At 32.4% G+C, this 12,706-nt stretch carries 15 protein-coding genes; 2 read left to right on the forward strand and 13 right to left on the reverse strand.

What is annotated here, in order from left to right:
- Positions 1-25: 25 nt before the first annotated feature.
- A complete protein-coding gene (locus LKE46_RS07595; protein ID WP_291720009.1) occupies positions 26-496 on the forward strand; it encodes a DUF4883 family protein in 471 nt (156 codons plus the stop codon).
- 92 nt (positions 497-588) lie between these two features.
- The gene (locus tag LKE46_RS07600) at positions 589-1,239 is read left to right on the forward strand and encodes a DUF4397 domain-containing protein (RefSeq protein ID WP_291720013.1); all 651 of its coding nucleotides are present in this window, start codon (positions 589-591) and stop codon (positions 1,237-1,239) included.
- A gap of 52 nt (positions 1,240-1,291) precedes the next feature.
- On the opposite strand, the gene LKE46_RS07605 is transcribed toward LKE46_RS07600, so the two are convergent.
- From LKE46_RS07605 to recN, 13 genes are all read right to left on the reverse strand, one after another.
- Positions 1,292-1,933 carry a lactate utilization protein gene (locus LKE46_RS07605; protein WP_291720016.1) on the reverse strand — a complete coding sequence of 214 codons (642 nt, stop codon included), beginning with the start codon at positions 1,931-1,933 and terminating at the stop codon, positions 1,292-1,294.
- Positions 1,934-2,018: 85 nt separating this feature from the next.
- Complete coding sequence (gene scpB, locus LKE46_RS07610) at positions 2,019-2,543, reverse strand: SMC-Scp complex subunit ScpB (protein ID WP_291720019.1); 525 nt, start codon at positions 2,541-2,543, stop codon at positions 2,019-2,021.
- Entirely contained in the window at positions 2,533-3,282 is a 750-nt protein-coding gene (locus LKE46_RS07615; RefSeq protein WP_291720022.1) for a segregation/condensation protein A, read from the reverse strand. The genes scpB and LKE46_RS07615 overlap by 11 nt, the downstream gene beginning before the upstream one ends.
- A complete protein-coding gene (locus tag LKE46_RS07620; RefSeq protein ID WP_291720029.1) occupies positions 3,251-4,438 on the reverse strand; it encodes a CCA tRNA nucleotidyltransferase in 1,188 nt (395 codons plus the stop codon). Before LKE46_RS07620 ends, LKE46_RS07615 begins: the two co-directional genes overlap by 32 nt.
- Before the next feature lie 118 nt (positions 4,439-4,556).
- Positions 4,557-5,807: a D-alanyl-D-alanine carboxypeptidase family protein gene (locus LKE46_RS07625; RefSeq protein WP_291720036.1), complete on the reverse strand. Its 1,251-nt coding sequence runs from the start codon at positions 5,805-5,807 to the stop codon at positions 4,557-4,559.
- A 137-nt stretch (positions 5,808-5,944) separates the two neighbouring features.
- Positions 5,945-6,823: a site-specific tyrosine recombinase XerD gene (gene xerD, locus LKE46_RS07630; protein ID WP_291720040.1), complete on the reverse strand. Its 879-nt coding sequence runs from the start codon at positions 6,821-6,823 to the stop codon at positions 5,945-5,947.
- Between the two features lie 26 nt (positions 6,824-6,849).
- On the reverse strand, positions 6,850-7,059 hold the full coding sequence (locus LKE46_RS07635; RefSeq protein WP_291720043.1) for an endonuclease III: 210 nt from the start codon (positions 7,057-7,059) through the stop codon (positions 6,850-6,852).
- Positions 7,060-7,079: 20 nt separating this feature from the next.
- Positions 7,080-7,733, reverse strand: a complete 654-nt coding sequence (spoIIM, locus tag LKE46_RS07640) for a stage II sporulation protein M (protein ID WP_291720045.1) — start codon at positions 7,731-7,733, stop codon at positions 7,080-7,082.
- A gap of 74 nt (positions 7,734-7,807) precedes the next feature.
- Positions 7,808-8,329 carry an NUDIX hydrolase gene (locus tag LKE46_RS07645; protein ID WP_291720048.1) on the reverse strand — a complete coding sequence of 174 codons (522 nt, stop codon included), beginning with the start codon at positions 8,327-8,329 and terminating at the stop codon, positions 7,808-7,810.
- 16 nt (positions 8,330-8,345) lie between these two features.
- Positions 8,346-8,528, reverse strand: coding sequence for a hypothetical protein (locus LKE46_RS07650; protein ID WP_291720051.1), 183 nt, complete (start codon positions 8,526-8,528; stop codon positions 8,346-8,348).
- A 134-nt stretch (positions 8,529-8,662) separates the two neighbouring features.
- Entirely contained in the window at positions 8,663-9,478 is an 816-nt protein-coding gene (gene spo0A, locus LKE46_RS07655) for a sporulation transcription factor Spo0A (RefSeq protein WP_291720054.1), read from the reverse strand.
- 203 nt (positions 9,479-9,681) lie between these two features.
- Positions 9,682-10,884, reverse strand: coding sequence for a SpoIVB peptidase (gene spoIVB, locus LKE46_RS07660; protein ID WP_291720057.1), 1,203 nt, complete (start codon positions 10,882-10,884; stop codon positions 9,682-9,684).
- A gap of 112 nt (positions 10,885-10,996) precedes the next feature.
- Positions 10,997-12,697, reverse strand: a complete 1,701-nt coding sequence (gene recN / locus LKE46_RS07665; RefSeq protein ID WP_291720062.1) for a DNA repair protein RecN — start codon at positions 12,695-12,697, stop codon at positions 10,997-10,999.
- Positions 12,698-12,706: the final 9 nt, after the last annotated feature.

The following is a 12,706-nucleotide window of genomic DNA, read 5'->3' on the forward strand; positions in this document are numbered from 1 at the left end:
AGTAATTTATATATAAGGTGTAATGATGAAAAAATTATTATGTTATTTTTCCACAATACTCTCAATAATTATTTTGTTTACTGGTTGTAATAACTTAGACCTGCTGAATTTCAAGTCTCAAAAGCCAAGTACATTTTACTATACCAATATACTGCTGAAGGATTTGTCACGTGAAAAAAGTCCAAAATGCATTATCATAGAAACCAACTTTCACAAAGAAAAGCAATTGGATACCAGTAGTATCAATGACTTAACGGCAATGTTCAAATCTCTGAATGAAAAGGACTTTATAAAAGTTCCTAAAAATCTACCAGATAAACCAGCTTACAAAATGATTATAAGCTTCAAACAGGAGAAAATGCTTATTAATATATATAGTGCCAATTATATATCTGTATATCCATGGGATGGAGTATATCCGGAGGATTACATATCAACAGGCAAAATACCTATATCACTAAATCTATACAACCTTGGAAATTATATATTCAAATAAGTAAATTACAATCATATTATATAATATTGTATCACAGTCAAAATGGTAAACATATATTATACTGTAAATAAATACAGTAAAGGTGGCATATAATGTTTATTTTTCCTTATCCATTTTATAGTAACTTTTACAGGTCAGTCAATCCAATATCACATATGAGAATTTTAAATTCAAGTATAAATTCTCCCGCTGTAGACGTCTACTTAAATGACCGGCTGTTTTTCAGAAATCTGAGTTATAAGGCATTTTCAGATTACCTGCCTTTTCCTGCCGGCACCTATAATATTTCCATATTTCCCGCCGGTACCACAGGCAGTCCTATTATTAACAGGAGATTGTTTATACCTCCGGAAAAAATACTAACTACTGCAATTATAGGGACCTATCCAAATATAAATATACTGCCTATAGAAGATGTTGTACTGCCTAAAATTCCAAGCAGGGCATTAGTTAAATTTGTAAATTTATCAGAGGATTCCCCGAACTTAAATGTATCACTTCAAAATGGAAGAACATTGTTCGGAAATATACCCTTCAGGGGAGTTTCAACTTATGAACCATTGGATCCAGGTGTATACACAATCTATATAACTGATGCAAACAGCAATCAAAGACTTCTCACCGTACCAAATGTAAGACTGACTCCCAACAGATTCTACAGCATATACGCCGTAGGCAGCCCGTCTCAGTCAAATATGCAGGTACTTATTCCCCTGGATGGAAACAGCTATTTGAGAATTTAATTTTAAATATGCTTAAGGTCGGCATAAATCACACCAACCTTAAGCATATTTGTCAATATCCAAGATCTTTGTTTAATATAATAACCTTTACTCTTCCTTTTACATTTTCTCTCTTTATTAAAACATAGTCATTGCAAATCCTTCCATCAGATTTGCAATCTACACAATACCCGACTTTTGTACAGGGAGTATTCAAATTCAATCTTTTTGTATTTGCAGGTGCAGAATTGTACTTGACTCTTTCTATGGCTGCATTTAAATTACTTACAATTTTATTTGCCCCAATTATGACTATGACCTGATCGGGACCGTATATCATTGCTGCCACCCTATTGCCATTTCCATCTATATTATAAAGTTCCCCGCTTTCAGTTACAGCATTACTACTTGTTATGTAGCAATCGCACAAAAAAGTTTTCCTGTATATATCCTTCAATTCTACAGGTGTAATTCCATCTTTATATCTATCCATGAAATTATATTTTCCATTTCTTAAAAAGTCTATGATACCAGTTTCAAAAAGTGTCATTGATCCTCCTACAGATACTGCACTTCCTTCTTTTATCAAGGACTTCAGCTTTTCCATCAAATCCTTTTCATCCTTCACCAAGTATGCCTCCATGTTGTTCTTTTGAAGATTTTCCATTGTCCTGTTAATTTTCTGGTCTATCACCCATTTCTCATTCTTATCCATAAATCTTTCTCTCCTTTTGTTTATAATAAAAATTATCAGTCTGCAATTTAATAAATATAAATTTGCAAGCTGCAGTAATCAATCGTCATTCTTCTGAAAGTTCATCCAAATCCGGCAGTGCCTCTATATTTTCAATTCCAAAATATTTCAAAAAATCCTCGGTGGTACTATAGAGTATGGGCCTTCCAGGAACATCCATACGTCCGCTTTCCCTTATCAATCCACTATCAAGTAGTTTGTAGACAGCCCTGTCACTTTTTACACCCCTTATTTCATCTATATCTACCCGTGTTATAGGTTGTTTATATGCAATTATAGACAATGTTTCCAGAGCCGCCTGGGATAATGACTGTCTGGAATTTATCCCGAGCAATTTTTCTATATATTCACTGTTTTCTGCTTTTGTAACCAGACTATATTTATTTTCTGAATTTATAAGTTTTATTCCTCTTGCTGAATTGTTGTATATTGAAGCCATTTCCTTCATTATATTCTCTGTAAAATTTATGCTGCACTCTATTATCCTTGCAATTTGAGTGATCTTTAAAGGCTCTCCTGACACAAAAAGAAGTGATTCAATTACAGAAAAATATTTTTCATTACCCCTCAATTTCAACTACCCTCTCTATATATATTTCCTCAAAATTTCCATTTTGCGCTGCAGATATTATTCCTAGCCTTACCAATTCCAGAAGTGCCATGAATGTAACTATCTTTTCAATTTTGAATTTGCATTCATCCAATATATTTGAAAATTCAAGTACCTGTCCAACTTTTATATTAACTGTAAGATAGCTCATTTTATCTTCAACCTTAAATTTATCTGCAGATATTTTTCTTTCCAGCCTATTTTCCATATTGGATTTTTCCATATATGTATTTATAAGTTTGAAATAAATATTATACAATTTGAGTATTGTCAAATCCTTCATGAAGCTTTCAGGTTTGAGAACATCTTTCTTCTTAATTATTATTTCGGGCTTCTTGCTGAAGTTTCTTCCAATTTTATATTTACGATTTTCCAAAAAACTGGCTGCTTTTTTGAATCTGCTGTATTCTATAAGTTTTTCCACAAGTTCTTTTGCCGGATCTTCTTCCTCATCTTTATCCTCCTCAACATACCTTGGAAGCAGCATTTTTGACTTTATCTCCAGAAGTGTTGAAGCCATGACAACAAATTCGGAAGTAAGTTCAAGATCCATTTCCTTCATTTTATGTATGTATTCTACATATTGATTTGTTATTTCACAAATTTTTACTTCATATATGTCCATTTCATTTTTTTTTATAAGGTGAAGCAGCAAGTCAAAAGGTCCCTCAAAATTTTTTATTTTTATGTTTAAAGACATTTTCAATCTCTCCTGCATCCAAAACAATCTCTATACCTGTATTTAGTTTGACCTTCATTATATATTTTAGTATTTTCCCGATATATTTTCCATCGTTTATACCTAATAATTTTATATCATTTCCATTTGTACAAAGACTGCATTTCTGTAAATTGTCAATATAATTGTATATTTTGTAAACCACCCTGTAATTCCATGTCAGATATGCCAGACAATATGAGTTCATATTTTTTAACGACAAAAATATGGAGTAGTTATCAACAGTACATTTCAAATCTTCTTCAATTTTTCCATTATCATCCTTAAAATTGCACATGACCTTTTTTATATCCTGGTTCAGTATGGAATTTTCTATAAAATACTGTCTATTTTCCACATCCTTTATTGAGTAGAACAAGTTCAATATTCTTACATTCTTATCGTCATAATCAGCCAGCGGGTTTGTTTTTCCAATACAATCCAGATTTAACTTGAATACATTTAATTCATCCAGCATACAGAATGCCCTTTTCCAATTTTTTTCAAAGGCCATAAGATATATCTCCCTTATAATTCTATCATTACTTATTGTATTCAAAACCCTGCTGTGAATACATTCATTGATCTCCGGTCTGTCCTTAATCTGGAATCCATATCTTGACGCATATCTCAGAGCTCTAAATATTCTTGTAGGATCTTCTTCATAACTATTATCATGTATTTTTCTAATTGTTTTTGCCTGTATGTCATAAATTCCCCCGTATAAATCAATCAGTTCATTTGAATTCAAGCTATAGGCCAGTGAATTTATGGTAAAATCTCTTCTGTACAGATCATCCCTTATGCCGGATGGTACAATAACGGGAAGCATTCCAGGCTTACAATATATTTCAGATCTGCACCTTATAATGTCTATTTCAATACCATTCTGAAACTTCACAGAAGCAGTCTGAAATTCTCTGTGATACTTAAAGCTTTCAATTTCACACAAACTTTTTATGACCACCATTGGATTCTCATTCATACATATATCCAGATCATTCACCCGATAGCCCATAAGTATGTCTCTAATTGCACCACCTACTATATATGCTTCTATATTTTTACTTTCACATGTTTCCCTTATGATATCTATAATATGCAGCTCTCCTGTATTAAATCCACTAAGTATATTCATATCTATTTCTCCATAACATAATTGAAGACAGAAAACTAAAAAATCTTCTTATAATTTTCTGTCTTTATTATATCATTTCATTCTTACAAATAAGGTCATTTATTAAAAATTTCTATAATTAAACCCCTTTATTTATAATTTCTGAAAGACCATTTTTCAAATTTTCTATAATACCCGGCAGTTTTACATCTCTATCACAATATAATCCAACTTTACCTATGCTTTTTCCATTTACATATACGCTGCAGTATCCTATATCATCACCTTTTTTGTATTTTCTCTTGTTCTTGTTTAAAACGCAGTCATAAGTTACCTTGTCATTACTGGTTTTTTCCATAACCGCATTCAGATTGTCCTTTGCAACTGCATAAAAAAATCTATTTCCCTTTTTATTCAAATTTATTTTTTTGATCGGCTTATCCTTATTAATTACATTAATGGATTTATATTTTGAGAATCCATAGTTCATAAGCATACTTGCATCCTTATTTCTGATTTTATAAGTTGGTGACCCCATTATCACTGCGAGCATTCTTACATTATCCCTTGATGAAGTAGCTGATATGCAGTACTTTGCTGCATCTGTGAACCCTGTCTTTAATCCGTCACATCCCTTGAAAAATCTTACAAGCTTATTGTGATTTACAAGTTCTATAGGGCTCTTTCTTCCTTCTGATATGGTTTCCATATAAGTACCCGTATATTTCAATATCTTTGGATGCTTAAGAAGTTCCCTTGACATTATGGATATATCATAGGCAGAAGTAAGATGACCCGGTGCTGTAAGTCCCGTACAATTCTTGAAGGTCGTATCCTTCATTCCCAGCTCCTGAGCCCTTTTGTTCATCATTCCTACAAAGGCCTGCTCGTTCCCTCCAAGATATTCCGCCATGGCCACTGCGGCATCATTTCCTGAAGCTATTCCTATTCCCTTTATGAGCTCCTCTACTGTCCTGACCTCTCCTGTATCAAGCAGCATTGAACTGCCTCCCATTTTTTTTGCATTTTCACTTACCGTAACCTTGTCATTCAAACTTATCTTGCCTGAATCTACAGCCTCCATTGTCAAAAGCATGGTCATTATTTTAGTAACAGATGCCGGCTCCAGCTTTTCATGGGAATTCTTCTCGTATATCACCTTTCCAGACACGGGTTCCATAAGCAGTGCTGATTTTGCATCTACTGATATGTCTCCGGTATTTTCACTTTTAGAGTTTTCATTGTCCGGAACTTCGGCCTTGTATGTACTTAAAGTCCTGCTTGCAGCACTCTCGTAGGCTCCAACATCATAGCTGTAAACAACGCATATCCCAAACACAAGAAAGGCACTCAAAAGTCTGCTTGCAAAAGTCTTATATGAATTTTTCATTAAAATATTCTCTCCTTCCAATTTTACTAGATTAAATTAAGCTAATCTTATTATTCTCACTTTAAACAGTTAATTATTCATAATAATTAAAAAAGGCTTAATGACCAACTTCAAGTCAATCACAAGCTTAATTCAAACTATGCTCTTGGATGAGCTTTTTTATAGACTTCTGCAATCTTATTTTTCTTTACTATGGATTCATATATTTCAGTAGCTGATAGATCCTTATGCCCAAGAAGTTCCTGGACGGATCTTATATCAGCACCATTTTGAAGCAGATGAACTGCGAAAGAATGTCTTAGAGTGAAGGCATTTATATTCTTGTTTATGCCGGCCATATCTGCATAATATTTTACTATTTTCCAGAAACCCTGGCGGCTCATCTGGACTCCTCTCATATTTAAGAATACAAAATCCAGATTGTATGTATTCAACTCAGGCCTTATATCCAGATATTTGCCTAAATATTCAACTGCCACAGAACCTATAGGTATTATTCTCTCCTTATTTCTTGTATTTCTGCATTTTATATATGAGAGTTTCAAATTTATATCATATATTGTAAGACTTAATAATTCCATCACTTTCATACCGGAAGCGTACATGGTTTCAAGCATTGCCTTGTCTCTTATTCCCTTGTTCCTGCCTGTATCCGGAGCAGACAGGAGACTATCCACTTCTTCTACAGTAAGTATTTTGGGTATGCTGTGTTTAACTTTTGGAACATCATAATACAGCACAGGATTTTCGTCTATTTCACCTTTAATTACAAGATACTTGTAGAAATTCCTGAGGGATACTATATTTCTAACTATTGATGAAACAGCCTTTCCTTCTTTCTGCAGATACTGCACATAGGCCATTATGGATACAACATCTATGCTTTTTATGTCCTCATCCCTGTCTTTTACAAAATCATAGAATTTATTTATATCCCTTACATAAGCATCCACGGTATTTTGGGATACTTCTCTTCTTTGAAGCTCATAGACATAATCGAGCAAAAATTTATTCAAAAAAGTCACCACTCTCCGAAATGCAACTAAAATTTTATAAATTCATTAAACACAACAGCAAAATTATATAATAAGATAATATTTTTATTATATGCACTGTACACAAATATGCTGTTCTGATACATATCCGGCTTAATCATAAAATAGTATAACATATAATCCAGAAATTTTGGAAGAAATATTCCAAATAAAACAAGTATCAAAAAACATTTGAATATTGTAACTATAAATTTCATAGAACATCCTCTCAATATCACTATAATGTCACAAATGTCACAAAATTTGCTGCAATCAGCTTCATTATATTTGGAGTAAGATATACTTCCATAATAAGTCCAATGCACATTACCCCAATAATAAATACGAATGTTATTGAATAGGAGGCTAGTTTAAGCAAAACATGGCTCTTCCACTGACTTCCAGATCTGTCTTTTAAAATAGTGAGGGAAAATTCTACAGCCAGTACAGAAGAAAATATTATGCAGGGTATATATACTATATTCTGCGGGAATATTCCAAGGAGTACAAAACACATACCTTTCATGCCAAGTTCGTTTATTATAAAACTCGAAGCAAAACCAACCGTAAATCCTTTAATTACATCTATTACAAGTATAACTGGTATTCCAATCATGGTAAGTCCTAAAAACCATATGGCTGCAATCATTGGAATATTCAGTTTTATTGTCTCTATAAATATTGTTTTGTAATTTATTCCATTTGAATTTACTGAATTCTTAAAACTTCCCAGATAACTCAAAAGATCACTTTTCTCAAATCCTCCCATGTATCTTACACTGTATATTCCAAGTACTACACCTGTAAAAAAGCACAATAATGTTATTACATACAGCCAAAAATTATCCTGAACATGTTTATTTATTAAATTTGATACCTTGCCATCCAGCATAGTTCATCCCCCTTTTGTTAATCTCTATCTATATTTATGACAAACAAAAGAGTTATATTACTATAGGCAATTAATTAAATAAACATAAATGCACTTATTGTCTTGGCATCAACTATTTCACCTGATTTTATCATTTCCTTGACTCTATTTATTTTTATTTCCTTTAAATTTATGAATTCATCTTCATCACCTATATTACTTCTTCCCTTATACAAGTCTCTGGCTTCATATATATATATTCTTTCATCACAAAATCCGGGACTTGTAATTATTTTACCCAGGTATTTGAAGCATCGTGATTTGTATCCTGTTTCCTCTTCAAGTTCCCTTCTACCACATATTTCAGGTTCTTCTCCATTTTCTATCTTTCCAGCAGGTATTTCCAAGATCATTTTTTCAAAAGGTTTTCTGAATTGTTCCACGAAAATAAGGGTATCTTTATCCTTATATGTCAGAATTGCCACTCCACCCGGATGATTTACTATTTCCCTGCTTCCAGTTTTTCCATTCGGCAGCAAGACCTCATGTCTGTTCAATTCAATAATTTTGCCTTTGTATATTAACTTCTTGTCTATAGTCTTTTCCACAAAGTCCATAAATAATATCCTCCATTTATTTTATCTGGTCATCTAAATTCCTTATTATCTGTTTATAATATCTTATTATTTGCTTGAGTTCTTCTTCTCTTTCCATGTCATTTGACATTTTATCCCTGAGTTCATTGATTCTGCTTTTGATTAAATTCTCTATTACATCTATCTCTTCCAATTCCAATTCGATATTTACTTTATTCATTTCACATCTCCTCCCCGTTAAATAATATGCTAATATATTTAGCTTATTACTAAATATATTAGCATATTTAAGGTACATATAAAATCCCCTTATCAGCTAAAATACTTGATTTTGCCAATAAAAGGATTTTATACTTAGCTGACTTTGTTTTTCAATCTCAATTTGTCAGCCACCATGGCAATGAATTCCGAATTGGTTGGCTTCCCCTTGTCATTGTGTATGGTATATCCAAAAATTCTGTTTATAGTATCTACCTGACCTCTCGACCAGGCAACCTCTATAGCATGCCTGATAGCTCTCTCCACCCTGCTTGCAGTTGTGTTGTATTTTTTTGCTATAGATGGATATAATTCCTTTGTAACTGCAGACAAAAGTTCCATATTATTTACTACCATAGTTATAGCTTCCCTTAAATATATATAACCTTTGATATGTGCCGGAACTCCTATTTCATGTATTATATCCGTTATTTCCTGTTCAAGGCTGTCAGGACCACTAATGGAATACCTTCTTCCCATACCCTCAAGCATTGAAACTGTTTTCTTGCTTTCATTACTGTCAGTTATCACATTGTTGAACATCTGTCTTATTCTCTTTATAAAGATATCCATGTCAAAAGGCTTCACTACATAATAATCTGCCCCAAGATTTATAGCTCTCTGTGTTATTTTGTCCTGTCCTACCGCTGACAATACAATTACTCTCGGCATAGGGTTAATATTTGTATTATTCAATTTTTCCAGAACTCCCAGGCCATCAAGATGAGGCATTATTATGTCAAGCACTACTAAATCCGGTTTTTTTTGCTGGACTAGTTCAAGAGCCTCCAGTCCATCATTGGCAATACCTGTAACTACAATATCCTTCTGACTTAGTAGATAATCATTGAGAATATTACAAAATTCCTTATTATCATCTGCAATAACTACATTTATTTTAGATTGATCCATATATCCTACTCCCCTTTTTTGTTAATAAATTCCCATATGTTAACAATAAATTAATTCGACAAAAGAATTTTAATTCCTGCCTGTAAAAAAAAGTTTTTCATTATATCTATAATAAAAGACACTACAGAACAGCTCACATTATCATTCTGTAGTATCTTATCCATATTTGTTAATTTTTTGTTACAATCATTTAAAAAGTGCTTTTATTTTGTCTGATTGTTAAGTAAATTTGCATCATTTAACATCCACTCTATATATATCCCATAGCCTATATCAGGTTTATTTACAAGTACATGGGTAATTGCTCCAACTATCTTTCCATTCTGTATTATAGGACTCCCACTCATTCCCTGAACTATTCCGCCAGTTTTTTCCAAAAGTTTCTTGTCTACAACTTTTACAATCATGCTTTTTGCTCCCGGCGAATCCTGGGCAAGTAACTTCTGAATCTCAATATCATATTCTTTTACGCCTTCTTTATCTACAGTTGTAAGAATTTTTGCAGGTCCTTCCTTTATTTCATTTCTAAGCCCTATTTTCATAGGTTTCAACTCGTTATCCACAAATTTTCCATTTGTTTTGCCGAATATGCCGCACTGGGTATTCTTGTATATATTTCCTAATATGCAATTCTCGTTTATAAATATACCCTTTAACTCCCCGGGATTTCCCTTGGCACCTTTCTTTACAGATACAATAGAAGAAGAAATTATTTCTCCAGAATTCACACTCAACATAGTGCCAGTATCAATATCCGTTATAGGATGCCCTAGCGCCCCAAACATCCCTCTTTCTTTATCATAAAATGTCAACGTACCTATTCCTGCAGTTGAATCCCTTATCCACAATCCTATTTTGTAGTTGTCGTCTTCAGAGCTTCTTGCCGGTTTTATAATTTTTTCTATGTCTTTTCCTTTATGACATATCAGTATTTTAATATCTTTTCCTTCACTTCTATTTATTTCTTCTCTTGTCTGTTCAGAAGTCTTAATACCTTTCCCATTTATCTTTAATATGCTGTCTCCTATCTCTATTCCAGATACCGCTGCAGGGCTTGTTATTTTGCCTTTGCTTGTAGTAACATCAGACAGTGCCACAACTAATACTCCCTTTGTATTTAATTTTACACCTATAGGCTGCCCTCCAGGATAGACAATCATATTGCTTCTAACTGGTTTCATTGTTACAGTACCCACAGGTACAACTCCCAGAAGATTTATACTAGCATTTTCAGCTTTTTTCTTACTGCTATTATCTACTTTCAAAAAAATATTCTGTTTTATATTCTGATTTTCTCTGAAAAATATAGTTGTTGGTATATTTTTCAATTCATAGCATGTAAATAGCATAATAAGCAAGATAAAAATAGAAATATAGTACAGCACTTTTTTCAAATGTTCCTTCATGCTTTACTGCCTCCTGTCTGCATTACTTTTTTTCTACGTTTAAGTTGCCCTTTTAAATATTTTATTATGCTATTATAAACTTTCATTTTAAGTAAATGTATTGCTTTTTAGTCTAAATTTTTTTACTGTTTTTCTTTGCCTTTGCAATATTTATAAGCTCTCTTGCATGTGCCAGAGTAATAGCAGTAACTTTTGAACTTCCAACCATTCTTGCAATTTCATATTCTTTTCCTTTTAGATTTAATTTTTTGACTTTTGTGTAGGTTTTATGATCATGCACTTCTTTTTCAACTACATAATTTGTATCCGACATAGCTGCTATCTGGGGTAGATGTGTAACACACAGCACTTGATGTTTTGTTGATATTTCATACATTTTTTCTGCTACGCATTCTGCTATTCTTCCACTTATCCCCGTATCTATTTCGTCAAATATTACAGACGGTATGCTGTCTTTATCCACAAATACCGTTTTTAATGCAAGCATTATTCTGGACAATTCTCCTCCCGACACAATTTTTTCAAGAGGACGCAGAGGCTCTCCAGGATTTGTAGATATATAAAATTGGACTAAATCCATGCCTTTATCTGTAAATTTATCTTTAAGATCAACCTTTATCTTGAATACACTTTTTCCCATTCCTATAAAATCCAGTTCATCTTTTACATTTTTTTCTAATTTTTCTGCTATATCACATCTCTTTTCATGCATTTCAATAGATTCCAATTTTAACTTTTTTTCAATTTTCTGCCTTTCTTTTTCAAGGTTTTTTACTATATTCTCACTGTCTATAATTTCATTATATTGTATAAGTATTTTATCTCTGTATTCAAGTATATCCTTTATAGTACTTCCATATTTTTTCTTATATCCGTTTATTTCATATATTCTATTGTTTATATACTCCAGTTCACCCTTATCATAAGTTATATTGTCAATTAAATTTCTTATTTCATCTACAGATTCTTCAATATTATAATAAGCATCTTGAATCAATTTATGTATATTTTTTATATCGGAAGACATACCTTCTACAGAGCTTATATCCTTTACTATATTTCCCAGCTCATCATATATAGACTTTCTATTGTCAAAACCGCTGTAAAGACTTTCATAGCATGTGCTAAGAATACTGCTTATCTTTTCAGAATGAGACAGCACCTCAAATTTCTTGTTCAGTTCGGATTCTTCCTCTTCGCTTAAATTTGAAGAGTTTATTTCATCTATCTGATATTTTAAAAAGTCCGCTATTTTTTTTCTCTCACCGTTTTCACCGGATAATTCATCTATTTTTTTCTTGATTTTGTTTAATTTTTCATAATCCAGCGTATAATCTTCAAGTAACTTTTTAATTGCAATATCACCATAATTGTCTACATAATTTATATGATTGTCGGCAAGCAACAAATTTTGATTCTGATGTTGACCATGTATATCAAGCATAGTAGAAGTTACTTCCTTTAAATCTGCAAGGAGGATTGATTTTCCATTTATTTTTGCAATACTCCTTCCTGATTGAAAAGTCTCTCTACTGATTATCACCATATTTTCCTCAAAATCTAGTTCTTTTAAATTTAAAATTTGACATGTTTTGGAATTTCCAATAGTAAATACAGCTTCAACAAAAGTTTTCTTTTCCCCTGTCCTTATAAGTTCTTTGTTGAACTTGCTGCCGATTATGTAATTTATTGCATCAATAAGTATGGATTTACCTGCACCGGTTTCACCTGAAAGTACATTAAACCCTGAACTAAAAGAAATTGTCAAATTTTCTATAAGTGCAAAATTTTTTATATTCAATTGAAGAAGCATAACAACGCC

This window comes from Clostridium sp. (assembly GCF_022482905.1).
GTDB lineage: Bacteria > Bacillota > Clostridia > Clostridiales > Clostridiaceae > Clostridium_B.